Below are 25,052 nucleotides of genomic sequence, written 5' to 3'. Positions count from 1 at the left end.
TTCAAAGCCACGTGACCCTGCAGACCCCAGCCAGCTTCAACCCGGAACTTGCAACCTGGCTGAGCCAACAGGGCATCTCCCTGGCCCTCTCCACCTACCGCGCCAACCGGCTGATCTTCCTTGGCGTGGATCACAGTCAGACCCTCCGCGTTCATGAGCGGCTCTATGACCGCCCGATGGGATTGTTCACCAGCGGTCAAAGCCTCTGGATGGCGGGCCGCTCCCATCTCTGGCGTTTCGACAACCTGCTCGCACCAGGCCAGCACCATGACGGTGCCGATCGCCTTTACACGCCTGCGGCCAGCTTCCTCACCGGCGAGGTGAATGCCCACGAACTCGTGCTCACCGCCGAGGGGGCACCGCTGTTTGTGAACACGGTGTTCAGTTGTCTGGCGGAGCTCACACCGGGCTGCAGCTTCCGGCCGGTGTGGCAGCCGCCCTTCATCGATGCCCTCAAACCGGAAGACCGCTGCCACCTCAATGGCGTCGCCCTCAAGAACGGCGAGATCACCTGGGCCACAGCATGCAGTGCCGGCAACACACCCACCAGTTGGCGCAACACGCGCCAGGAAGGCGGTGTGGTGGTGCACATCCCCACCGGCTCCATCACCACCAGGGGGCTCACCATGCCCCACTCACCCCGCTGGTACCAAGACAAGCTTTGGCTGCTCAATTCCGGCACCGGCGAGCTGGGATGGATCGAGCAGGAGCGCTTCCAGCCGCTCTGCACCTTGCCGGGCTTCGTGCGGGGGCTGGCCTTCGCAGGTGGCTGCGCCGTGGTGGGGCTGTCCAAGCTGCGCTCGCCCCAGTTCACCGGGCTGCCCCTGGAGGAGAGCTTGCAGACCAGTGGCCAGCCCAAGGGATGCTGCGGCATTCGCGTGATTGATCTCGCCAGCGGCAACGTGCTGCACAGCCTCGATCTACCGGAACCAATCGACGAGCTCTTCGATCTGGCCGTTCTGGAGAACTGCCGGCAACCCAAGGCCCTTGGCCTGGTCGATGACGCCATCGACTGCCTGGTGAAACTGCCCCAGCAGGACAACCTGGTGCGGATCAAACCCTCCATCCCCAGCGGCACACCCCACCAGGGCCCGGCAGTGGAGCGCCTTGGCCTGCCCCAGCCCACCCCCGCAGACGGCACCGCCGTTCACTACCAGCGGGTCTTCCAGCTCACAGAAGCCACCCTCGCCCCCTTCGCGTCCCTCACCTATCCCTCCCTGGCACCAGGTTCGGCTGCGTGGCGCAAGCTCAAGGGCGAACTGCTGGGGATCGCCGCCAACCAGAACGGCACCCTGGTGGGTCTGGCTCTGGCGGAGTGCACACCAGAGGGCAATGCACGTCTCGTCTCGCTCTGTGTCAGCCCACCCCAGCGGCGCCAGGGCATCGGCACCCGTTTGATCGCCCACCTCAGCGTATTTCTCACGCAGCAGAGTCAGACAAGTCTCTCGGTGAGTTATCAGGCTCCCCATCGCCAGCCCGGCCCACTGGATCGCCTGCTACCACGGCTCGGCTGGTCGCCGCCACGGCAGACCTTTCTGCTGCTGGAGGGCCAGGCCGCACAACTCGCCTCGATGAACTGGCCCGAACGCTTTCTCTTCCCTGCGGGCTATCAACTGGTGCCCTGGCGCGCCGACTACGCCGACGTCGCAGCGCAGTTTCCGGCTGGAGACAACCTCACCGCAGCCATGCAGAGCAGCCAACTGGAAGCCCAGGCCTCGCTGGCGCTGCTGCACCACGGCAACGTCGTGGGATGGGTGTTGGTGGATCGCACCAGCGCCAACGCCACCCGCATCAGTTCGCTGTTTGTGGCCAAAGGCCACCGCCCCCGCGGCCAGGCGTTAACGCTGCTCGTCCATGCCTTCCGCCAACAGCACGCTGCCGGCATTCCCATTGCGCGCGCGGCGGTGGCACCCCACAGCCAGGCGATGCTGCGCCTGGTGGATCGTCATCTCGGAGCACACCTCAAATCGGTGACGTCGGCCCGCTCTAGCCAACTCACCCTGAAGACCGCCGGAGCTCAGCAACGATGAGCCTGCGCCTGATCAGCGCCAGCCGCCTGAATGACGCGGCCTTCCCAGCCCAGAGCCTGCTGGGGCAATCGCTGCAACACCCTGCCCACGCCGATCTGCCCCGCACGATCCACACCAACAACAGCACAGGGTTGCCCGAGCTTTACAACCAGGCCCTCCAAATCTGCAGCGAGGAGATCCTGCTGTTCTGCCACGACGATCTGGCCCTGCCGCCTGAACCCTTGGAGCCGCTGCTGCGTCCGCAGCTGGAGCGGTTTGCGATTGCCGGCCTTTGCGGCAACAGCCGCGATCAAGGACACCTGAGTTGGCATTGGCGTCCCAATGGAAATGGCTGGGACTTCCCCTACCTGCGGGGAGCCATCACCACACTCACGGCCTCGAGCAAACGCAAAGACGTGTTTGGGATCAGCAACGCGCCGGTGCAGCTGATTGATGGCGTGCTGATCGCCGTGCAACGCCAACAGCTGCTGGATCACGGGGTTGGTTTCGATCCCCGGTTTCACTTTCATTTGCACGACCTCGATCTCTGCCGCAACGCCCGCCGCCAGGGGCTCTCCATCGGTGTGATCCGGCTGGATTGCATCCACGCCAGTGGCGGCGACTACGACAGTGCGGCTTGGCGCGAAGAAGCGGAACGCTTCTGCGAGAAGTGGCAACAGCCCTTCTATGAACCCAACAGCAACACCAACAGCGCTCCTCCAACCACAGGCGACCAAAGCCAAACGCCAGTTGCCTTTCAGCAGGGCCGCATCGCCTACCGCTCCAGCCGCTACGCCGAGGCAGAAATCGCTTTTGCCCAAGCCGTGACCCAGGCACCCGATCACCTGTGGAGCTGGCTGCAGTGGGCCAACAGTCAGCGCCGCCAGGGACAGATCGACGCCGCAATCACCACCCTGGAGCAGCTCACCGAACAGTTGCCGGGCGCCGCTGATGGTTGGCGCAATTTGGCATTGCTGCACCAACAGAAGGGACATCTCGCCAAGGCCAGAGAAGCCCTGGAAAACCTGTTGGCGCTTCAGCCCAACAACCTGGGGAGCATCGGTCTTCTCGCCGATGGTCTTGTCCAGTGTCAGGCCCTTGACGATGCCGAATCGCTGCTGCGGTCGGCCACCCATGGCCTCGGCCAACAACCCAAGGCTGTGGGCCTGTGGCACCGCCTCGCTCACCTGCTGGTCCAACGCGGAGACAAACGAAAAGCGTTCAACGCACTGCACAACGGATTGCTGCTTGATCCATCCGATTCCGCCTGCGCACTCGCCCAAGCCACCCTGTTGCTGGAAGCCGGCCAGCCGGAAGCTGCTCTCAAAGCAGTGAATGCCTTGCTGAAGCACCAGCCCGAGCAGATCGCGGCGTTGCAACGCAAAGCCGAGATCCTGCAATTCATGGGTGAGTTGGAAGCATCCCTCGCCTTGTGCCGACAGGGCTTGCAGCAGGAGCCACAGCGCTTGGAGCTGCTACTGCTGGAGATCTACGCCTGTCAGGCACTCTGCCAATGGGAGACGCTTGACGTTCAACTCAACCGCATCATCCAGCAGCTGCATGAACGGGGTGCTGCAAGCATTGATTCAGGCACCCCCGTTCACCAGCCGCTTCCACCGTTTGGCTTGGTGACACTGCCACTCCCCCTGGCGCTGCACCATCAGGAACTGGACCGCTGGGTGCTGGCCAATGGCCATTGCCCGCCTGAGGATCACCATCCGCGACTGCCGGCAGTCCATGGGGAGCGACGACCATTAAGGATCGGATATTTGTCGGCCGATTTCCGTACCCATGCGATGGGGCTGCTGCTGGAGGGGCTGTTCGAGGCCCACGATCCCAACCAAGCGTGCACCTACGCCTACAGCACCAGCCCAATTCAAGACAAGCTGACTGAGCGATACCGCAGCTCGGCAAATCACTTTTGTGATCTGCACCACCTGAACGACACCAACGCCATTGATCAGATCCGAGCCGATGAGCTCGATGTGCTGATCGATCTCACCGGACTCACCACCTTCTCCAGACCAGCCATCGCCTGCGCCCGCCCGGCGCCCACGGTTCTGAATTACCTCGGCTTTCCCAGCAGCCAGGGCTCTTACTACGTGGATGGAATCATTGCCGATGCAGCGTTGATTCCTGCTGAGCAGGAAGTCAATTACCCCGAACAGGTATGGCGGCTACCCCACACCTTCGCTAGTCGCTGGCGCCAGCCCATGGCTGGCATCAGCCGCAGCAGCTTCGGGCTACCCGATGAGGCAGTTGTGTTCTGTTGCTTCAACAGGGGGGACAAGATCACTGCCGGCATCTTCTCCAGCTGGATGACGATCCTGGAGGCGGTTCCTGGCAGCTTGCTCTGGCTGGCGGTGAAACCCAAGGCGCTGCAGAGCCTTCAGGCCCAGGCGCAGAAACGCGGCATCGATCCTCATCGCCTCGTGGCAGCTCCCTACCAGAAGCCGGTGCAGCGTTTCATCGCTGCCATGGCCTGCGCCGATCTGTTTCTCGACACTGCCGGCTTCAATGCCGGTGCGATCGGCGTGCTGGCGCTCAATGCCGGCCTTCCCTTGATCACCATCGCCGGGAATCGCTTCTGCGCCCGCATGGGCGCCAGCCTTTGCAATGCCGTTCATCAACCGCAGTTGATCACCACAACACCAGAGGCTTATCAACAAAAAGCGATTGAGCTGGCCACCACTCCAGGCGCCATCGCTCAACTCAGAACCCAGCTGCACAGCGACCCCCAGGAGCTGCCGCTGTTTCAACAACGACTCTGGGTCAGCAGCCTGGTTGCTGCGTTGAATGGATGACGACTTCGCGATCCTCGTTTTTTAACCAGGATAAATCAAACAAAAACGAAATATTTACTACACACTTTTGAATTTCAAGTAGATTTAAATTATAAAAATTTGAATAAAGTTGTGTTCAGCAGCTTTTCCCTGGTGGACTCAGGCAAGTTTACCTCTTTCACCGCAGCCAAAGCGAGTGAATTGATTGTTGCGGACGGCGCGTGTCCTCAAATCCGCAAACTGCTCACGGCAACAGAAGCACTGGTGCTCTGGCTCGATGGCCAGGAGCTGCCCCTAGAAACCGTGAGCCGTGCTCTGGCCGAGCGCCGAACGCTGGGCCAGCCGGTGGACACCCTGCATTGGGTGAGCCATGGCAGCCCAGGCGAACTCCACCTGGGCGACAACCGAATCAACAGCGCCTATCTACTGGCCAACGCCCAAAACCTCGCCAACTGGGAGCTCAGCAACCTGGCCCTGTGGAGTTGCCGCGCTGGCGCTGATCACAACTTCATCGCCCTTTTAGAAGAGCTCACCGGAACCACGATTTGGAGCACAGCCAACACCCTCGGTTGCCACGAGGATGGCAGCTCCCATTGGACTCTTGCGACTAGAAACGCGAGCAGCGCAGCAGCATCGCCGGCTCTACCCGTCGAACCGGCACGACGCCAGGCCTGGCAGGCTCAGCTCAATGGAGCACCCGTTGCCAGCGGCAGCCCATCCCTCGCCGCCATCTCAGAAGAGAGCACTGATCCAGCCGGTGAAACCGTTGCCAATCTGTTTTCCTCCTCGTTCTCCGATGTCGATAGCGACACCCTCGCTGGCATCGCCATCACCGCCAATGCCGCCACCGCATCACAAGGCGCCTGGCAATACTCCACTGATGACGGCAGCAACTGGACCGCCATTGCCACCACAGGACTGGCCGATGCCACCGCGCTTTATCTCACCACAGACGCCAAGCTCCGCTTTCTTCCCGCTGCCGACTTCAGCGGCACGCCCGGAGCACTCACCACTCGGCTGATTGATAACTCAGCCGGCATCCCTGCGGCCTCATCCCCATCGATCAATCCCTTCGGGCTTGCAGATGCTGCCAACTACATCGCTCCGGACTTTGTAGACATCGATGGCGACGGTGATCTCGATGCCTTCATTGGCAACAACCACGGCAACACTGTTTTCTTCCAAAACAACGGCACCTCGGACGCTCCCGACTTCTCTGGCGGTTCCACCACCAATCCCTTCGGACTTGCAGATGTTGGCTTCTACGCCTCTCCGGACTTTGTAGATATCGATGGCGACGGTGATCTCGATGCCTTCATTGGCAACTCAGTCGGCAACACCGTTTTCTTCCTAAACACCGGCACCTCGGCCGCTCCCGACTTCTCTGGCGGTTCCACCACCAATCCCTTCGGGCTTGCAGATGTTGGCGACCGCTCCACTCCGGTCTTCGCGGACATCGATGCTGACGGTGATCTCGATGCCTTCATTGGCCAAATCAACGGCACAACCGTTTTCTTCCTAAACACCGGTACCTCGGCCGCTCCCGACTTCTCTGGCGGTTCCACCACCAGTGCCTTCGGGATCAGCGATGTTGGCACCCGCGCCGCGCCGGACTTTGTTGATATCGATGGCGACGGTGATCTCGATGCTTTTATTGGCGGCACCGACGGCACCACTGCTTTCTTCAACAACACCGGCACCTCGGCCGCGCCGGACTTCACTGACGATTCCACTGCCAATCCCTTTGGGATCAGCAATGTTGGCCTAGCGGCCGCACCGGTCTTCGCGGACATCGATGGCGACGGACTTCTCGATGCTTTCATTGGCGACCGCTGGGGCAACACTGTTTTCTTCCACAACACCGGCACCTCTTCCGCGCCGGCTTTCGCGGCTGGCTTCGCGGGAAGATCCGCTCGTGCCAACGCCTCCACCAACGCCTCCACCATTGATGTCTCAACCAACGGCAACACCACAGATATCTCCGCGGCAACCCTCAGCCTTTCCACGGCCGTCACCGCTGTTAATGACTCACCCACAATCACCGGTGCCGGCAGCACCCTTGCTTTCACAGAAGGCAATGGCGCCACTGTTATTGATTCCTCCCTCACCATCACCGATGCCGATGACACCAACATCGAATCGGCCACCGTCTCCATCTCCTCTGGTTTCCAATCCGCAGAAGATGTCCTCGCCTTCTCCAATACCTCCTCAATTTCAGGCTCCTGGAATGCATCCACAGGCGTCCTCACCCTTACCGGTTCCGACAGCCTCGCGAACTACAAAGCGGCTCTCGAATCCGTCACTTACAACAACACGTCCGATAACCCCAATACCTCCAATCGCATCATCTCCTGGGTCGTCAATGACGGTGACACCAATTCTTCTGCGGTGACCTCCACCATCAGCGTCGCTGCTGTTAACGACGCTCCCGTCATCTCTGGAGCTTCAGCCACTCTCGCCTTCTCAGAAGAGGATGGCGCTACCCCAATCGACTCTTCCCTCACCATCACCGATGCCGATGACTCCAACATCGAATCGGCCACCATCACCATCTCCTCTGGTTTCCAATCCACAGAAGATGTCCTCGCTTTCTTAGATACCTCCGCAATCACAGGTTCCTGGGATGCATCCACAGGCGTCCTCACCCTCACCGGTTCCGGCACCCTTGCCAATTACAAGGCGGCTCTGGAATCCGTCACCTACAACAACACGTCCGATACACCCAATACCTCCAATCGCATCATCTCCTGGGTCGTCAATGACGGCGACACCAATTCTTCTGCGGTGACCTCCACCATCAGCGTCGCTGCTGTTAACGACGCTCCCGTCATCGCCGGTGCCTCAGCCACTCTCGCCTTCTCAGAAGGCAATGGCGCCACAATCATCGACTCCTCCCTCACCATCACCGATGCCGACGACTCCAACATCGAATCGGCCACCGTCTCCATCTCCTCTGGTTTCCAATCCGCAGAAGATGTCCTCGCCTTCTCCGATACCTCCGCAATCATGGGCTCCTGGAATGCATCCACAGGCGTCCTCACCCTCACCGGTTCCGACAGCCTCGCGAACTACAAGGCGGCTTTCGAATCTGTCACCTACAACAACACATCAGATAATCCCAACACCGCCGATCGCACCATTTCCTGGGTTGTCAATGATGGCGATACCAACTCTTCTGCGGTGACCTCCACCATCACCGTCACGGCCGTTAATAACGCTCCCGTCATCTCTGGAGCTTCAGCCACTCTCGCCTTCTCAGAAGAGGATGGCGCTACCCCAATCGACTCTTCCCTCACCATCACCGATGCCGATGACACCAACATCGAATCGGCCACCGTCTCCATCTCCTCAGGTTTCCAATCCGCAGAAGATGTCCTCGCCTTCTTAGATACCTCCTCAATTTCAGGCTCCTGGAATGCATCCACAGGCGTCCTCACCCTCACCGGTTCCGGCACCCTTGCCAATTACAAGGCGGCTCTGGAATCCGTCACCTACAACAACACGTCCGATACACCCAATACCTCCAATCGCATCATCTCCTGGGTCGTCAATGACGGCGACACCAATTCTTCTGCGGTGACCTCCACCATCAGCGTCGCTGCTGTTAACGACGCTCCCGTCATCGCCGGTGCCTCAGCCACTCTCGCCTTCTCAGAAGGCAATGGCGCCACAATCATCGACTCCTCCCTCACCATCACCGATGCCGACGACTCCAACATCGAATCGGCCACCGTCTCCATCTCCTCTGGTTTCCAATCCGCAGAAGATGTCCTCGCCTTCTCCGATACCTCCGCAATCACGGGCTCCTGGAATGCATCCACAGGCGTCCTCACCCTCACCGGTTCCGACAGCCTCGCGAACTACAAGGCGGCTTTCGAATCTGTCACCTACAACAACACATCAGATAATCCCAACACCGCCGATCGCACCATTTCCTGGGTTGTCAATGATGGCGATACCAACTCTTCTGCGGTGACCTCCACCATCACCGTCACGGCCGTTAATAACGCTCCCGTCATCTCTGGAGCTTCAGCCACTCTCGCCTTCTCAGAAGAGGATGGCGCTACCCCAATCGACTCTTCCCTCACCATCACCGATGCCGATGACACCAACATCGAATCGGCCACCGTCTCCATCTCCTCTGGTTTCCAATCCGCAGAAGATGTCCTCGCCTTCTTAGATACCTCCTCAATTTCAGGCTCCTGGAATGCATCCACAGGCGTCCTGACCCTTACCGGTTCCGACAGCCTCGCTAACTACAAAGCGGCTCTCGAATCCGTCACTTACAACAACACTTCAGATAACCCCAACACCGCCGATCGCACCATCTCCTGGCTTGTGAATGACGGCGATACCGATTCTTCTGCGGTGACCTCCACCATCACCGTCACCGCTGTTAATGATGCTCCAGTCACCAGCGGCAGTCCATCCCTCGCCGCCATCTCAGAAGACAGCACCGATCCCGTCGGCGACACCGTTGCCAATCTGTTTTCCTCCTCGTTCTCCGATGTCGACGGCGACAGCCTCGTTGGCATCGCCATCACCGCCAATGCCGCCACCGCATCACAAGGCGCCTGGCAATACTCCACTGATGACGGCAGCAACTGGACCGCCATTGCCACCACAGGACTGGCCGATGCCACCGCGCTTTATCTCACCACAGACGCCAAGCTCCGCTTTCTTCCCGCTGCCGACTTCAGCGGCACGCCCGGAGCACTCACCACTCGGCTGATTGATAACTCAGCCGGCATCCCTGCGGCCTCATCCCCATCGATCAATCCCTTCGGGATCAGCGATGTTGGCAGCAACGCCGCTCCGGTCTTCGCGGACATCGATGCTGACGGTGATCTCGATGCCTTCATTGGCAACTACGACGGCAACACTGTTTTCTTCCAAAACAACGGCACCTCGGCCGTTCCTGACTTCTCTCGCGGTTCCACCACCAATCCCTTCGGGATCAGCGCAGTAAGCGGGAGTGGTCGCTATGAAGCCCGTCCGGACTTTGTAGATATCGATGGCGACGGTGATCTCGATGCCTTCATTGGCAACAGAGGGTATCGGACGTTCGGCGACACTCTTTTCTTCTTAAACACCGGCACATCTGCCGCTCCCGACTTCTCTGGCGGTTCCACCACCAATCCCTTCGGGCTTGAAAAGTTTGGCTACTACGTCGCTCCGGAATTTGTAGACATCGATGGCGACGGTGATCTTGATGCCTTCATTGGCAACAACGACGGCAACACCGTTTTCTTCCAAAACACCGGCACATCAACTGCTCCCGACTTCTCCGCTGGTTCCACCACCAATCCCTTCGGGATCAGCGATGTTGGCGACCGCTCCAATCCGGACTTCGCGGACATCGATGGCGACGGTGATCTCGATGCCTTGATCGGTGACATTCGTGGCCTAACTGTTTTCTTTCAAAACACCGGCACCTCGGCTGCACCTGACTTCTCTGGTGGTTCCACCACCAATCCCTTCGGGATCAGCGATGTTGGCTCCCGCTCCGCTCCGGACTTCGCGGACATCGATGCCGACGGTGATCTCGATGCCTTCATTGGCAACAACGACGGCAACACTGTTTATTTCAACAACACCGGCACCTCGGCCGCGCCGGCTTTCACGGCTGGCTTCGCGGGCAGTGGTCCCGATCGTGCTGACGCCTCCACCGTTGATGTCTCAACCAACGGAAACACCACAGATATCTCCGCGGCAACCCTCAGCCTCTCCACTGCCGTCACCGTTCAAGTCACTGACGACGACAACAACAATGAAACGCAAGTTATCTCCCTAACCGTCAACGCCGCTGATGACATCGTTGCTGATTCCTTCTCGCTCAATGAGGACGCCACTCTCACCTACAACGTCCTCAGCAATGATTCCTTTGATGGCTCTCACGCCATTTCAGCGATCTCCCAAGGCTCCAATGGCTCCGTTGAAATCGTTGATGCCGATGCAGGCACCCTGAAATACACACCCAACGAACACTTCAACGGCTCTGATTCCTTTACTTACACGGTCACATCCGGTGGCGTGACAGAAACAGCCACCGTCAGTGTCACCATCAACCAACAAAATGACGCCGGCTCCTTTGGTGGTGATACCAGCACATCCGGTGCAGAAGGCGTCACCATCACCGGCACCCTCAGCTTCACGGATGCCGCAGACGGAGACTCCACACCCAACTTCACCGTTTCCTCTGCAGCAACTAGCGGCACCGCTTCCATCAACGCCACCACTGGCGCTTGGACCTACACACCAAACGCAGACTTCAACGGTTCTGATTCCTTCACCGTTGAAGTTACTGATGGCGATGGCAACAAGGAAACCCAAACCATCAGCCTCACCATCGATGAGGCCGTCGAGGATGAATCCGGTCTCATCATCATCGCGTCAACGTCTTCAGCAACCGATGACGAAACCTCAGATTCGGGTGATGACTCCCAGACCTTCACCAACACCTCCTCCACACAAACCGGCATCGCCACACTCGTTGAAAACACCGCCAGCAACGACAACCTCGTCACTGTCACACTCCCGCCTGGTGTGTCGATCACGTCAGAAGGATCAGCCGATGCTCAATCCTCTGAAGAAGCCCAGGAAAGCCTTACAGAATCAATCCAACAACTCAATAGCGAAACTGAAACCACAGATGACCTGATCGGGAACGTCAATAATTTCATTAACCAACTTCCGGATTCCACCCAAGTCGATGTTCGAACCATCGTCCCCACCACCACATCCACCAATCTGGAGCAACCCATCGTCTTCACAGGTAGCTCGGGCAGCTCAACGGGCGACGATCAGACTTAGGCCTTCATTATCGACCTCTCCAATTTACCCAGTGGCACTGAAATTCAACTCGACAACATTGACTTCGCAGTGATTATTGGATCAGTCGAAATCACTGGTGGCAGCGGCAGCAATGTCGTTTACGCCGATGACTCTGCGCAGATCATTGTTCTCGGAGGAGGCAACGACACCATCGGTTCAGCCGGTGGAGATGACCTGCTCATCGGTGGACGCGGGCAAGATCTGATCACCGGTGGGGCCGACAACGACACCCTCAAAGGCGGACCTCAAACCGACTTGCTTTTCGGCGGACAAGGACGCGATCACCTCAATGCAGGCAGGGGCGACGACACTCTTAAAGGCGGCAGAGGTCAAGACACCCTTAGGGGTTCCTCAGGTGATGACCTCCTCAAAGGTCAGCTGTATCACGACAGCCTCCATGGCGGCTCTGGCGACGACACCCTCTTTGGCGGCAAAGGCCAAGACACCCTCACCGGCGCTAAAGGCTCTGACACCTTCAAGCTCTCCAAAGGCAACGACACCATCCGTGATTTCTCCATCACTGAAGGCGATCTCATCAATGCTCCCAACAACCTCAATCTTCAACTCATCCAACGCGGCAATCACCTCCTCCTCAAAGACTCAGAACACAACATCAAAACAACACTCCTCAACATCAATCACGACGATCTCATCACCTATCAGCCCGATCTCATCTGATCTGACATCACAAAACATTTTCTAAATGAAGCCAGAGCCCTAACTCACTTGCCCACAATCCAGCCCACTTGCACAAAATTCCAGGGACAACTCAGGGACAAGGCCCTCAGACCTGTTCCCGTAACTGGTAGCTAAATGGCAGCAGCGGCCACCAAGGCCAGCGCTGATCAGCAGGATTCACACCAGCTCCAGCCACCATGCTCCCCATTAACGCAGTGATTCTGCAGAGGAAAGGATCAGGGCATTCATCGGGCCGATCACTTCATCCCAGATCGCTCCGAAGCGCACCATGGGCAGCTGATAAGCGGAGCCTATCGATCTCATCAGGAGTGCTCGGGCCGGGTTTCGTGCTGGCGCCGCAAACTTCCTTTACATTACTGAGGTCGGGTAACCGACTTTTCTTATCTGCCACCGGGATTCATCCCACCGGCTTCTTTCCGTTCTCATGACCACCACCCTCCAGCAGCGCTCCGGCGCTTCCAGCTGGCAGGCCTTCTGCGAGTGGGTCACCTCCACCAACAACCGTCTTTATGTCGGTTGGTTCGGTGTGCTGATGATCCCCACCCTGCTGGCTGCCACCATCTGCTTCGTCATCGCTTTCGTCGCCGCTCCTCCGGTTGACATCGATGGCATCCGCGAGCCTGTCGCTGGCTCCCTGATCTACGGCAACAACATCATCTCTGGTGCTGTTGTTCCTTCCAGCAATGCCATCGGCCTGCACTTCTATCCCATCTGGGAAGCCGCTTCTCTCGATGAGTGGCTGTACAACGGCGGTCCTTTCCAGCTCGTCGTCTTCCACTTCCTGATCGGCATCTACGCCTACATGGGTCGTGAGTGGGAACTCTCCTACCGCCTGGGCATGCGCCCCTGGATCTGCGTCGCCTACAGCGCACCTGTCGCTGCTGCCTCTGCAGTCTTCCTGGTCTACCCCTTCGGTCAGGGCTCCTTCTCTGACGCCATGCCCCTGGGCATCTCCGGCACGTTCAACTACATGCTGGTGTTCCAGGCTGAGCACAACATCCTGATGCACCCCTTCCACATGCTGGGTGTTGCAGGTGTGTTCGGTGGCTCCCTGTTCTCCGCCATGCATGGCTCCCTGGTGACCTCCTCCCTGGTGCGTGAAACCACCGAGACCGAGTCCCAGAACTACGGCTACAAGTTTGGCCAAGAGGAAGAGACCTACAACATCGTGGCTGCCCACGGTTACTTCGGTCGCCTGATCTTCCAATACGCCTCCTTCAACAACAGCCGTAGCCTCCACTTCTTCCTGGCTGCCTGGCCTGTTGTCGGTATCTGGTTCACCGCCCTGGGCGTGTCAACCATGGCCTTCAACCTGAATGGCTTCAACTTCAACCAGTCCATCCTTGATGGTCAGGGCCGCGTCCTGAACACCTGGGCCGACGTGTTGAACCGTGCCGGCCTCGGCATGGAAGTGATGCACGAGCGCAACGCTCACAACTTCCCCCTCGACCTGGCTGCTGCTGAGTCCACTCCTGTGGCTCTGCAGGCTCCTGCCATCGGTTGATCTGGAATCAACCTGTTCCCTCGGGAATAGAACAAGCGATTCAGATCAACTGAATCGGAAAGCCCTCACCAATCGGTGGGGGCTTTTTGTTGTGCCAACGTTGGCGGCCTGCGTTCTGATCAGCGTTGGACTTGATGGACTCCCTCGTGGCCCGTTGGCGGCTGCAGCCTCATCCAGAAGGCGGTTGGTATCGGGAAGTGCAACGGAGCTCCATTCAGGTCACAAGGCCCGATGGCCAGCAGCGCAGTGCCATCACGACCGTGCTGTTTCTGCTCGGTGCCGAGGATGTGAGTCGCTGGCACTGCGTTCACGGCGGTGATGAGTTTGTTGGTCAAGGCTGCTGTGGGTCCTTATCGAGAGAGCTCAAAGACCTAGATCGGCTGGAGACACCCCAAGCCAATTCTTGGGGCTTACTGAACACGGCTGGCACCGATCAAACGATTTAAAAAGAGGTTGTGGTGATGCACCGGTTAATCACTAGGACTAAATCAAGCGGGAGTGAATAAGGAACTAAGTTGCACACCATCCAGCCCAATTGCACAAAAAACGAGGGACAACTCAGGGACAAGCCCTTCGACCTTGTTCTGCAACTGAGAGCGAAGTGGCAGCAGCGACCACCAGGGCCAGCGTTGGTCGGCTGCGTCAAAGTTTCCTTAGCGATCGCCGCACAATGACAAAGCAAGGTGTCAGGTCATGACCGACCACAAAAACCAGTCCCTTTCCGCCCGAGAGATGGTGCGTGCCCATGCCTACCCCGTGCTGGCAGCTGTCAGCAGCTTGAGCCTGTTCGCCATGGCGCTACTGCTCATTCCTCAGGCGGTCAGACATCACCGCTTCAACCGTTGCGTCGATGCTCAGATCCAGATGCGTGATGCCATCAATCCCGGCAGCCAGCAGGGGCCTGGCAGAATCAATGAGCTCAAGGCCTTTCAACACTGCGAAGGCCGTTGATCAAGGGTCTTGTTCAATGCATCGGTTCGCTCTCTTCGCGCTGCTTGGCACATCCCTTCTCCACAGCGGTTGGGCTCAGGCCCATCGCAAGGGGACTTACGATAACGAAGCAGAGGCCATGAACCGCGCTGTGGAGATCGGTTGCTCCACGGTTCACCAGAACAACGGTCGTTGGATGCCCTGCTCCGATGAACGGGAATTGCATCAGCAGCTGCGCAAGCAATGACGGTGCAGCCCAACCGCAAACAACAGCGTCAGGCTCGACGTCTGCACCGCTGGCTGGTGCCGATCGCCGCAGCACCACTGCTGCTAACGGCCGGAACCGGTTCCCTCTACAGCCTGCTGCTGGAGCAGGACATCGATGCCTTCTGGCTGATGAAGATCCACACCGGAGACTTTGGGCCAATCAACCTGCAGCCGATCTATTCGGTGATCCTTGGGGTGCTCACCGTCGTGGTGACCATCTCCGGACTCGTGCTGCTGATCAGGACGCCGGCCCGCTGAAGTCCAGCACCAGGTCCCCCAGGTCATCCCGGCTGATCACGAACCCAAAACCGTCCAGCGTTCCGGCCCAGCGGCCTGCATCCGCATCGGCCTCGCTGCATTGAGCGGACTCCACGGTATGGCCAAACAAGGTGGCAAAACAGTGGGCAGCAACCTGGGCGGCCTCCTCGGGTCCCATCTCATCCAGCTCATGGGCCTCCACCGAACAACCCTCCAGCAGCTCGGCATCGATCACATTGCCGCTGCCCAGATCTGCCACCAACGCCTCCAGTCCGGCCTGGTCGTTCATCTCACCCATCGATGCAGTGTTGACGTTGCCATCCATCATCCCCAACCCAGCGCCAATGCGGCCGTCAATGCCGTATCCACACTGAGCACCCGAGTGCCCAGATGCACCGGCTGCGCGATCACCGCCTGGGCTAACTCCAACTCGAAGGGAACAAAGCCCCCCTCCGGACCGATCATCACCACCGCTGGTACGGCTGGGGTCGCTGAAAGGGCCAGGGCTGATCCCATCTCCGCCAGCCAGCAGGGGCGACCGGCGCAGATTGTCGACAGTTGATCCTCCACAAAAGGGCGAAACAACCGGTGCTGATGAACCACCGGCGCCACGGTGTCCCGGGCCCGTTCCATCCCCGCCATCAGGGCTTCCTCAACTTTGTTCGCCGTCAGAAGCGGGGTTTGCCAGAAGCTCTTCTCCACCCGGGCACTGTTGATCAGGTGGAGGTTGCAGACCCCGTATTCCGCCACGGTGCGCAGGATCCGGCGCAGCATCTTCGGGCGCGGCAGGGCCAGGACGATGTCGAATCGGTGCCGTGGCGGTGGCGGTTCGTTGAGGGCCACCCTCAGGGTCACGCCGGTGGCATCGCTCGCTTCGACCCGAGCATCACCCCGCTTCCCCCCCACAACGCCGATCCGGATCGACTCCCCTACCGCTGATCGCAACACCTGGCGGAGGTGATCAGCCCTGTGATCGGTGATGTGCACCGTGGTCGCATCAAGCCAGTCGTCCCCTTGGCGCAGCAGCAGGATGTTCACCGCAACTCAAAACCTGGCGGCAAAGCCATCAGCAGTGCTCGAAGATGCCGGGAGATTCGTGCGGAGCCGTCCGGCTCAGATACGCCGCATCGGCCTCAGCCATGGCGTCTGGATCGTCCTGAAACCAGCAGCCGTACATCAACTGTTCGATCCGCTCGACATCCAGCCCTCGATCGGCGACGTCCTGCCACAACCGCTGACTGAGTTCAGCATCCCCCAGCAGAAACTGGGCCCGCGCCAGATTGCGTGCAGCGCTGAAATAAGCTTGTCGATAACGTAGCGCCGTGGATTCGTATCGCAGCAGACGGCTCTGAAGGGTCTGGATCAATCCCATCGCAGTGCATTCACTGACAACAACCTGGATCGCGGATTAGCGCTCAGCAATGAGTGGACCTACCGATCACAGCGGCTGAACCCCAGAAGAATCCGGTCCTGAAGAGCCGCGTGATCAAGCCCAGGGCGCTGCCGCTGCAGCGCCGGAAGAATGTCGAGCAAGCGGTCGTTGGCGCGGCGGGACAATGCACACACCCCAGCGGCGTCTCCTGTCGATACCGCCAGCTGGATCTGATCCAGCAGCAGCTGCACCTGGAAAAAGCGTTGGTCGAGGGTCTGGGCATGAGCAGCCGCCCCAAGGGTCGAGAGCAACACCAGCCCTGACAACACCCTCCGTAACGCCACCGCGTGCTCCCGCACCAGCCTTCAACGTCGCACACACCGCCATCGCCATGGCTGGTAAAGCTGTGAGAATCCCTTTACGTGCAACAGCCAGAGCGTGGAACGAGTGGCCACCGCCTGGGCAATCTTTCAGGGGTTGCTCCTGGAGGCGATTCCGTTTCTGCTGCTGGGGGTGGTGATCGCAGGCCTGGCCCGTTGGCTGGTGCCCCAGGGGGCCTGGATCAGCCGGTTGCCCCGTCACCCAGTGCTCGCCCCGGTCACCGGCGCACTGATGGGGTTTGCCCTGCCGGCCTGCGAGTGCGGCAATGTGCCGGTCGCCCGCCGCCTGCTCGCCAGTGGCGCACCCTTGGGCACCGGCTTTGGATTCCTGTTTGCAGCACCGGTGCTCAATCCGATCGTGCTGGCCAGCACCTGGGCGGCCTTTCCCGATCAACCCTGGCTGCTGATCGCCAGGCCTCTGGGGGCTTTCCTTCTGGCCATCCTGCTGAGCATGCTCTTGGCAAAACTGCCCGAAGCACAGCTGCTGGAAACGGCGTTGTTGAGCGAACGGCGCCTCAGTCAACCGCTCCGCAAGCTCGACCTGCTGCAACGGGGCAGCGGGTTGATTGGTGCACCGCTGCCAGACAGCACGGCACCAAGGCCGCAGCGCCCATCACTGAGGAATGTGCTCAATCAAAGCAGTCGCGAATTCCTGGATCTGCTGGCTCTGCTGGTGCTCGGCTGCGTCATCGCCGCCACCGTGCAGACCTGGTTGCCGCGCAGCTGGCTGCTGGCGATCGGCGGGGCACCGACAGGATCAATCCTGGCGTTGATGCTGCTGGCGGTGGTGGTGTCGGTGTGCTCGAGCGTGGATGCCTTCCTCGCCCTCGGTTTCGCGGCGCAGGTGACCCCGGGCGCACTGCTGGCATTCCTGTTGCTTGGACCGGTTGTTGACCTCAAATTGGCGGGATTGTTCACAGTGCTGATTCGGCCCCGCGCCATCGCCATCACCGCCGTCGCTGCCAGCCTTGGTGTGTTGCTGATCGGCCAATGGGTCAACCTGTGGCAGCTGTGATCCGGGGGGTGGCATGAGTCGCGGATTGCTGCTGATCCTCTGGGGATGGATGGTGATTTGGAGCGTGCTCAGCGGCCGCTTGGATCTGTTGCTGCGCGGAGTGTTTCACAGCCTGGTCGGTGCCTCTGGAGCCGTTTTGATCGCAGCAGGACTCCTGCTGGTGATCGGACATCGCCGCCGCCGTGAGGCCACGCGCTGGCCCTGGCTGATCAGCGCAGCACTGGGTTGTCTGGTGTTGCTGATCCCCCCGAACCCCTCCTTCAGTGATCTGGCGAGCAACCGCCCCCAGGGTCTGCCGGAGCCGACGGAGCTCGCCTTCGTGTTGCCGCCGGAGCAGCGCAGCCTCACGGAATGGGTGCGGCTGCTGCGCAGCCAGCCCGACCCGCAGCTGGTGGACGGAAATCCCGTCAACATCAGCGGCTTCGTGTGGCGGCAACCCAAGGGGCCGCCGTTGATCGCCAGGCTCACCGTGCGCTGTTGCCTGGCCGATGCCACCCCGGCGGGTCTTGCAGTGGCCTGGCCCGAGGATGCCGAACCAAAAGCCAACCAATGGTTGGCGATTCAGGGCCGGATGACGGTCGCCCCGCGCCATGGTGAACCCACCGCTGTGGTGGTGCCGACTGTGATCAAGACCATCCCCCGCCCCGAGCGACCGCTGGAGCCATGACGCGCAGGCTGACGCTGCTGCTGCTGTTGGCTGCTGCGACCGTGGTCCTCCAGCAACAGCTGCTGCTGCGACGGGCCCCGCGGCTGCTGGGCGTCGAACCACAACCCCTGCAGTCCGGTCGAGCGGCGGTGGACCTGAGCTTCAGCCGCTCGATGCACCGCAACAACCTGGCGGCGGAAAGCAGCCTTGACCCTGCACTGCCCCATCGCTGGTTGGGCCAAGGCAACCGATTGCGGTTGATCCTCGAAGGGATGACGCCCATCGATGCCCCCATCGCACTGACGTTGGCGGGCCGCGACCAGCGCATGCAACCGATGACGCCTCAGAAGCGATGGTGGGATCCACGCCCGTGGTTACTGGTGACGCGGCAGGTGGAGGGCGGGGAGCAGCTGCAGCTGCAGGACCGGCAAGGCCAGTGGCATCCCCTCAGCCCTGTCTGGACCTCGCTGCAGAGCCTGGTTCCCCTGGGCAACGGCAGCGGTGTCGCCATGGTGAGCAGTAACGGCAAAGGAAAGGAGACGATCTGGCGAAAACGGCTCACCCCCCGCAACCTTGCCCTGTCGCAACAACAGCTGGGAGTACCAGTGCAAGGCGTAGTGGAACCACTGAGTAAGGGCGATCTGCTGTTTGGACACATCAGCAGCAACATCAATGGCGATTTGCTGGTGCAGACCGGTGGATTGAAACCGGGTAGTGAAAGCCTTGAGCTGCTGCTGGCCAACGGCGAGCGACAGATGCTGAAGCTGCCGTCTTCTGGACCAATGCAGCTGCTGCCAGCCGGCGGTGGCCTGGTGGTGCCGGGCTACAACGGCATCAGCATCCAGCCACTCAAGGACAACGGCAAGCCTCCCCAAGTGCTGCCGGGAAGCCGTGAGCTGGGGGCCTTCTGTGCCACGTCTGGCCGCGCGGTGCTGATCCGACATTGGCCGGACTACCGCCGCTCCATCGAACTGGTGATTCCTGGCCTGGCCCCGCGACAACTCCACCTCGGTGAACAGGCCGTGCTGGCGGTGAGCTGCAGTGGCTCCGGCGATCGGATCTGGGCGGTGTTGGGAATCTGGCAGGGCCGGCGCAGCCAACATGAACTGGTGCAGTTCAACAGCGAAGGCACAGTCCTTCAACGGCGAAATCTGGCCCCCTGGAGCCTGAGCCCAGGAACGGGGATGGAGCACAACCCCGTTGGCAACGATCTGTTGATGACGTTGACCCAACCCGATCTGAAGGGAGGGCGAGCCGCCCTGATCGAGGCCGACACTCTCCGATTGAGGAAAGTGATGGACGAATCGATCAAGGAAGCCCGCTGGCTGCCGGCGGGGTGATCAGAAGCTGAAGGTCACCCCCGTGCCGAGGTGGTGCTGCCATCCTTCACCCCAGCCAGGAGCATCATCCGGGCTGTAGGTCGGCTTCCAATGGGCGAACAGAACGGCATCGCCAACGGGAATCGAAACTTCCACTTCACCGGCAAAGTCAGTCCGCTGACTCAAACCTGAATAGCTGCCAGGTGTGTAGAAACGAGGCCCGGCATCGATGGTGACATTGATCTGGTCAATGTTGAAGCCAACGCCCAGGCGGGGATCGGTGTAGTTGCCCATCCAGGTGCCATCGGATTCCCATCCCTGACGGTGCATCACGGAGAGGAAAACGCCATCGAGAATGTTCTCGAGACCATCACCCAGCGCGAAGTCAACGTCACCATCACCAAGCGCCCAAACCACTTCAGCACCCAACTCATTCTTTAAACCCTGGATATCGTCACCTTGATCCCTGGTGACGTAATAGGGCATCCAATCCACCGTGAGGCTGAGGCGATCATTGGGTTCATAGCGCACGCTGAAGAAACCACGAACGTCCGTTCGTTTCAGCTCAGGATCGCCATGCCCGTGTTCATCGTGGGCATGCTCTGCGTGCTCATGATGATCATCCTCAGCATGTTCGTCGTGATGATCGTCATGGTCATCGTGATGGTCGTGATCTGCATGCTCTTCGTGGTCGTGATGATCATCCTCAGCATGTTCGTCGTGATGATCATGATCGTCCTCATGACCAGCATGAGCATCAGCATGATCGTGATGGTCCTCATCCTCATGGCCATGATCATCATCAACATGCACCTTGCCGTAAAAATGTTCAGCCTCACCCCACACCACTGAAGGTCCCACGGCGGCTTCAACCGTGAGACTTCCGCCGTTGCCCAAGCCCCACTGGAACACGCCACCAAACAATCCATCAATGGCGTAATGCTTGGGGTTGTCATCCAAGTTGGTTTCAAACCCACCATGCCCTTCGATGGTGATCAGAGGTGTGAAATCAAACTCACCAGCCTCAAGTTCCTCATCACCTCCCCCATGGGATCCATGGGCCATGACAGGCCGGGCTGCAGTGCAAGGGAGCAGAAGCAGGGCAAGAAGCAGGAGCCTGAGACGTGGCTTGGCTGAGAAGACGAACACGGGAGAAAAAATGTTGAGGGAGAGGAAAAAAGATTGAGGATGCTTGGACGTGTGCACGTCAAGCAGGCATCAACGAATGGCCTGCCAACGATCATTCAGGGCCTCAGCAGAGGCCTTATCACAGGTCCCGCCCTGCCCTTGCACCATCGTGCAGATGTTGATCGCCGCCGTGGAGATCGCTGTTTCTCCGGCAGCTGTTCCCTCACCAAACAGTGGTGTGGGCGCAATCGGCAATCCGGTTGACTTACTGATCCTGCGGAGCGTTTTGTTGGGAGGAATCGATGGCGTGAAAATCACCTTTGCGCCTGAAGATTGGATCTCCTTGCTGATCCTGCGCAGGCTGGAGGGACGCAGCACACCCCCAGTGGTGTAGCTATCAAGCATGGCAATTTCATCCACCCCGTAGCGATCAGCCAGGTGGCTGTAGGTCTTGTGATCGGTGACGATCACCCGCTGCGGTTGAGACAGCGTTTCAAACTGAATGGCTCCCCAACGGCCGAGGTCGTTGAACACAGCAATAGCTGCCGTCGCGCGTTCTTTAAAAGCTTCTGTTTCCGATGCGGGCAGAACAGGAATCAGAGCAGTGCTCAGTGCGGACAGCATGGCGGCCGAGTTGGCCGGGTCATGCCACACATGGGGGTCGTCGCCCTTGTAATTCGGCAATGCCTGTTCGCCAACGGCCACGACAGACCCAGGACTGGTGATCTCATTGGCTGCAGGGGTGAGACCAAAGCCGATGTGAACCACCGCTGCCGACGTTGCGATGGCCTGCCGGTCGCTGGGCTTGAGGCGATAGCCGTGGGGATCACCACCCGGCGGGATCAGGCAGGTGACCTTCGCCGCCGCTCCCACCACCGTTCGGGTGATGTCACACAGGGTTCCATCCACAGCCACAACGCTTGGCTGGGCCGCCTGCGCCGCGACTGAACAACCCGAGACAACGCCCAGGGCGACCGCCAGACCCTTGACCAAAAGCGCAGGACGCGCCATGACACTCGCATGAGAATGATTATCATTTTTACAGTTCAACGGGTTGGCGCAACCCAATCGCGACCGCATGATGAAGTGAACCCACCGCAGCTGTGACAGAACCGCATTCGTCCATCAAGGGGCATCTAGCAGCCAGGAATCTCAGCTACAGCTACGGCCCAAAACCAACACTGGAGCGTGTCGACCTGGAGCTCCAGCCCGGCACGCTCACGGCACTGGTTGGGCCCAATGGCGCTGGCAAATCAACGCTTCTGCATCTGTTGCATGGCCGCCTCCAACCTTCAGGAGGAACCTTTGAATGCGGCGGCAGCGTTGGCCTGATGCCCCAGAGGGCAGCCATCGACTGGACCTTTCCCATCACCGTGAGGGACATGGTCAGGCTTGGACAAACCAAAAGCCATGGCACAACGACGGCCGAGACCCTGCTGGAGCGGGTCGGAATGGGGGAGATGCGGGGGCGGCGTCTCAATCAGCTCTCCGGGGGCCAACAACAGCGCGTGCTGCTGGCCCGAGCCTTGATGCAGCAGAGCGACGTCCTGTTGCTTGATGAACCCTGCAGTGCCATCGATCCCCCCAGCCGTGAGCACCTTCTCGGGGTGATGCGCCAACAGGCCAGCTCCGGTCAGACCCTTCTTGTAAGCAGCCACGACTGGGGCAGTGCCCTCGACAGCTACGACCGTGTCGTCGTTCTGGATCGCAGGGTGCTTGCCGCGGGATCCCCCGCTGAGGTGCGCGACCAGCTCAACGACATGGCCTGCCTGATGGGGAGTCATTGCTGTGGCTGAGCTCGACCTCTGGTGGCTGACGCCACTGATCCTGGCCCTGCTGATCGGGCTGATTTGCCCAGCGACCGGCTCACTGCTGATCACCCAGCGGCGCATCCTGCTGGCCAATTTGATGGCCCATTCGGTCTTGCCGGGCCTGATCCTGGCGCTGGCCTTCGAATTCGACCCAACCATCGGCGGCCTGATCAGCGGACTGCTGGGAGCGCTGTTGGCGGAACGACTCAACCAACGCTTCAAAGGCCGGGAAGAAGGTGCCATGAACACTGTTCTGGCCGGATTCACCGCCCTTGGCGTGCTGATGGTGCCCTTGCTACAGGCGCGAGTTGATCTGGAAACGCTGCTGTTCGGCGACCTTCTGGCCGCCAACGAGGCAGACCTGATACGCACCGCCGTGGCAACCGTCGCGCTGCTGCTGCTTCTGAGCCTGTCCTACAGCGATCTGGTGTTCCTCGGCGTCGATCCCGATGGAGCCGTCGCGGCCAAACGGCCGGTATCCAGAATTCGTTTCACCGCCATCGTGATCACCGCCCTCGTGGTGATCAGCGCCATCACAGCTGTGGGCATCGTGCTGGTGATCGCCCTGCTCTGTGCTCCGGTGCTGGTGCATGTGGACCGCTGCCTGAGCTTGCGGGGGCTGATGCTGCGCTCTGCGGGAACAGGCCTGCTGCTCTGTGGCGGCGGCATGATGCTCGCGGTTGTCGCGGATCTCCCCCCTGGCCCTTTGATTGGCGTGCTCTGTGTAGGGCTGTTGCTGTTCAAACGCCCCTGATCGCCATCAGCACCAACGCATCAGCTAATACACAGTGGCAAACCATCCGCCCAACACAGCCGCGATCAGGCCACAGGCCAGGGCTTGCAGCACCTGCTGTTCTGGATTATTACGCTCCAGGCCCTCGATGATCCGGCTGGCGGACGCAAAGGTCTCCAGATCCCTCTGAAATCGCCGCAGGGTGCGATCAATCGCCTCCTCGGTGAATGCCAGGCGCCGCAACTTTGCGCGCAGTCGGTTGAGCTCGATCTCCGTCAAGGCTCAGTCCTCACGCCCCAGCAACCGGAAGGAATCAAAGCGATGCTGGCGGTTGGTCTCCGGCACATGCCGACCCCAGAGGCCCTCCCAGTAAAAGAAGATCACGCCGTAACCGCGTTCACGGGCCAGGCGAACCTTCTGCTCCAGATCGCCGATAGACGTGGTGCGTCGTCCGAACCCCGCCAGGATTCCGATCTGGGTTGGGATCCGCCAGTCGCGGGCCTTGCGCAACGCCGGTTGGTCGAGATCGCGGGCAAACCCGTTCACGGAATAGGCGTAGTTCTGCACCACCAACTCGTCGATCAACTCCCCCAATGCCCACAGTTCCCAGTCCTGAAGCCAAAGGTTGTAGGCATGCCGGAACGGTCCCGGCGACAGGCTGATCGTCGTGGAAAGGTCCTCCTGCTCCAATCGTTCCCGCAAGTCCCGCAGCAACGCTGTGAGCTGACGGCGACGCCAGCTCATCCACATTCGGTTGGTGTGGTCACGCGGGGGTGCTGATCCGGTCTGCTGCCGGTACAGCTCAACGGTGTAGGGGTCGTAGCCGAACTGCACCGGCCAGGCGAAGTGGTCATCCAGCTGCAGACCATCCATCGGACAGCGCTTCAACGTCTCCACGACCAGGCCGATGAACCGTTCTCGCACCTCCGGATGCGCCGGGTTGAGCCAGGCCATGCGGTGATTCCCATGCATCGCCATCCAGCGCTGACCATCGGCTTTGGCCAACACCCACTCGGGGTGCCCCCGGACAACGGCGGCGTCGGCCGGTTCCATCAGGCCGTACTCGAACCAGGGCATCACCTTGATGCCTCGCTTGCGGCCCTCCTCCGCCAGCGTGCAAATCGGATCCACCTCCACACCTGCCTTCACGAGCGGCGGCTCCACCGGTGCAAAGCGACTTTGGTGAAACGTGGTGCCGCGGCTCCAAACATTGGGCACCACGCGATTGAAACCGGCCTGCTGCAGTTGATCCAGTGCGGCCGTGATCCGCTCGCGGCTGTAGTAAAGCTTGCTGGGGCTGTTGGTCAGCCACACCCCCATGGTTGTGCGTCGCGGCAGCAACCGCTCAATCCGCGACTCCGCCA

General features: G+C 60.1%; 21 protein-coding genes and 1 pseudogene. 14 read left to right on the top strand and 8 right to left on the bottom strand.

Translation table 11 applies throughout. From position 1 onward, the window contains the following. Nucleotides 1–11: 11 nt before the first annotated feature. The 9 genes and pseudogenes from TX72_RS04920 (at nucleotide 12) to TX72_RS04880 (ending at nucleotide 15,284) form a co-directional block, all read left to right on the top strand. Nucleotides 12–2,030 carry a TIGR03032 family protein gene (locus TX72_RS04920; RefSeq protein ID WP_011127852.1) on the top strand — a complete coding sequence of 673 codons (2,019 nt, stop codon included), beginning with the start codon at nucleotides 12–14 and terminating at the stop codon, nucleotides 2,028–2,030. Beyond that, nucleotides 2,027–4,813, top strand: coding sequence for an O-linked N-acetylglucosamine transferase family protein (locus tag TX72_RS12850; protein ID WP_011127851.1), 2,787 nt, complete (start codon nucleotides 2,027–2,029; stop codon nucleotides 4,811–4,813). Before TX72_RS04920 ends, TX72_RS12850 begins: the two co-directional genes overlap by 4 nt. A 132-nt stretch (nucleotides 4,814–4,945) precedes the next feature. Continuing rightward, a complete protein-coding gene (locus TX72_RS04910; RefSeq protein WP_148228773.1) occupies nucleotides 4,946–11,605 on the top strand; it encodes a tandem-95 repeat protein in 6,660 nt (2,219 codons plus the stop codon). A 69-nt stretch (nucleotides 11,606–11,674) separates the two neighbouring features. After that, on the top strand, nucleotides 11,675–12,304 hold the full coding sequence (locus TX72_RS04905) for a calcium-binding protein (RefSeq protein ID WP_011127849.1): 630 nt from the start codon (nucleotides 11,675–11,677) through the stop codon (nucleotides 12,302–12,304). 445 nt (nucleotides 12,305–12,749) lie between these two features. After that, complete coding sequence (gene psbA, locus TX72_RS04900) at nucleotides 12,750–13,829, top strand: photosystem II reaction center subunit D1 (protein WP_011127848.1); 1,080 nt, start codon at nucleotides 12,750–12,752, stop codon at nucleotides 13,827–13,829. Between the two features lie 134 nt (nucleotides 13,830–13,963). Next, nucleotides 13,964–14,152, top strand: a pseudogene (locus tag TX72_RS14975) (cupin domain-containing protein); the annotation flags it as partial. A gap of 370 nt (nucleotides 14,153–14,522) precedes the next feature. Further along, the gene (locus TX72_RS04890; protein WP_011127846.1) at nucleotides 14,523–14,780 is read left to right on the top strand and encodes a hypothetical protein; all 258 of its coding nucleotides are present in this window, start codon (nucleotides 14,523–14,525) and stop codon (nucleotides 14,778–14,780) included. A 16-nt stretch (nucleotides 14,781–14,796) separates the two neighbouring features. Further along, entirely contained in the window at nucleotides 14,797–15,006 is a 210-nt protein-coding gene (locus TX72_RS04885) for a DUF3721 domain-containing protein (protein ID WP_042503320.1), read from the top strand. Then, nucleotides 15,003–15,284 carry a hypothetical protein gene (locus TX72_RS04880; RefSeq protein WP_011127845.1) on the top strand — a complete coding sequence of 94 codons (282 nt, stop codon included), beginning with the start codon at nucleotides 15,003–15,005 and terminating at the stop codon, nucleotides 15,282–15,284. Before TX72_RS04885 ends, TX72_RS04880 begins: the two co-directional genes overlap by 4 nt. Here the strand turns inward: TX72_RS04880 and TX72_RS04875 are convergent. From TX72_RS04875 to TX72_RS04860, 4 genes are read right to left on the bottom strand one after another with little or no spacing between them, the layout of a single operon-like run. After that, the gene (locus tag TX72_RS04875) at nucleotides 15,265–15,573 is read right to left on the bottom strand and encodes a hypothetical protein (RefSeq protein ID WP_148228857.1); all 309 of its coding nucleotides are present in this window, start codon (nucleotides 15,571–15,573) and stop codon (nucleotides 15,265–15,267) included. The genes TX72_RS04880 and TX72_RS04875 overlap by 20 nt on opposite strands. A gap of 35 nt (nucleotides 15,574–15,608) precedes the next feature. Continuing rightward, nucleotides 15,609–16,322, bottom strand: coding sequence for a 16S rRNA (uracil(1498)-N(3))-methyltransferase (locus tag TX72_RS04870; RefSeq protein ID WP_011127843.1), 714 nt, complete (start codon nucleotides 16,320–16,322; stop codon nucleotides 15,609–15,611). A 28-nt stretch (nucleotides 16,323–16,350) separates the two neighbouring features. Then, a complete protein-coding gene (locus TX72_RS04865) occupies nucleotides 16,351–16,656 on the bottom strand; it encodes a hypothetical protein (protein WP_011127842.1) in 306 nt (101 codons plus the stop codon). A gap of 59 nt (nucleotides 16,657–16,715) precedes the next feature. After that, the gene (locus tag TX72_RS04860; RefSeq protein WP_011127841.1) at nucleotides 16,716–17,015 is read right to left on the bottom strand and encodes a hypothetical protein; all 300 of its coding nucleotides are present in this window, start codon (nucleotides 17,013–17,015) and stop codon (nucleotides 16,716–16,718) included. Between the two features lie 79 nt (nucleotides 17,016–17,094). Here TX72_RS04860 and TX72_RS04855 point away from each other — a divergent pair, with 79 nt between their 5' ends. The 3 genes from TX72_RS04855 to TX72_RS04845 are packed head-to-tail and all read left to right on the top strand — an operon-like array spanning nucleotide 17,095 to nucleotide 20,037. Further along, complete coding sequence (locus tag TX72_RS04855; RefSeq protein ID WP_011127840.1) at nucleotides 17,095–18,051, top strand: permease; 957 nt, start codon at nucleotides 17,095–17,097, stop codon at nucleotides 18,049–18,051. 13 nt (nucleotides 18,052–18,064) lie between these two features. Beyond that, entirely contained in the window at nucleotides 18,065–18,718 is a 654-nt protein-coding gene (locus TX72_RS04850) for a TIGR03943 family putative permease subunit (protein ID WP_011127839.1), read from the top strand. Next, complete coding sequence (locus TX72_RS04845) at nucleotides 18,715–20,037, top strand: hypothetical protein (protein WP_011127838.1); 1,323 nt, start codon at nucleotides 18,715–18,717, stop codon at nucleotides 20,035–20,037. Before TX72_RS04850 ends, TX72_RS04845 begins: the two co-directional genes overlap by 4 nt. Here TX72_RS04845 and TX72_RS04840 read toward each other — a convergent pair whose 3' ends face one another. Both TX72_RS04840 and TX72_RS04835 read right to left on the bottom strand, forming a co-directional pair. Beyond that, nucleotides 20,038–21,081 (bottom strand): hypothetical protein, encoded by a 1,044-nt coding sequence (locus tag TX72_RS04840; RefSeq protein WP_011127837.1) that lies wholly within the window; start codon nucleotides 21,079–21,081, stop codon nucleotides 20,038–20,040. Nucleotides 21,082–21,234: 153 nt separating this feature from the next. After that, complete coding sequence (locus TX72_RS04835; protein ID WP_042503311.1) at nucleotides 21,235–22,155, bottom strand: metal ABC transporter solute-binding protein, Zn/Mn family; 921 nt, start codon at nucleotides 22,153–22,155, stop codon at nucleotides 21,235–21,237. 92 nt (nucleotides 22,156–22,247) lie between these two features. Here TX72_RS04835 and TX72_RS04830 point away from each other — a divergent pair, with 92 nt between their 5' ends. Further along, the gene (locus TX72_RS04830; protein ID WP_011127835.1) at nucleotides 22,248–22,940 is read left to right on the top strand and encodes a metal ABC transporter ATP-binding protein; all 693 of its coding nucleotides are present in this window, start codon (nucleotides 22,248–22,250) and stop codon (nucleotides 22,938–22,940) included. Then, complete coding sequence (locus TX72_RS04825) at nucleotides 22,933–23,709, top strand: metal ABC transporter permease (protein WP_011127834.1); 777 nt, start codon at nucleotides 22,933–22,935, stop codon at nucleotides 23,707–23,709. Before TX72_RS04830 ends, TX72_RS04825 begins: the two co-directional genes overlap by 8 nt. Nucleotides 23,710–23,733: 24 nt before the next feature. On the opposite strand, the gene TX72_RS04820 is transcribed toward TX72_RS04825, so the two are convergent. Both TX72_RS04820 and TX72_RS04815 read right to left on the bottom strand, forming a co-directional pair. Next, a complete protein-coding gene (locus tag TX72_RS04820; protein WP_011127833.1) occupies nucleotides 23,734–23,967 on the bottom strand; it encodes a hypothetical protein in 234 nt (77 codons plus the stop codon). Between the two features lie 3 nt (nucleotides 23,968–23,970). After that, the gene (locus TX72_RS04815; RefSeq protein ID WP_083810622.1) at nucleotides 23,971–25,008 is read right to left on the bottom strand and encodes a glycoside hydrolase family 10-like protein; all 1,038 of its coding nucleotides are present in this window, start codon (nucleotides 25,006–25,008) and stop codon (nucleotides 23,971–23,973) included. Nucleotides 25,009–25,052 lie beyond the last annotated feature (44 nt).

The sequence above is a fragment of the Parasynechococcus marenigrum WH 8102 genome, from assembly GCF_000195975.1.
In the GTDB taxonomy this organism is placed as follows: Bacteria; Cyanobacteriota; Cyanobacteriia; order PCC-6307; family Cyanobiaceae; genus Parasynechococcus; species Parasynechococcus marisnigri.
Note: the sequence above shows the minus strand (reverse complement) of the source record. Positions and strands in the feature narration are given on the sequence as shown.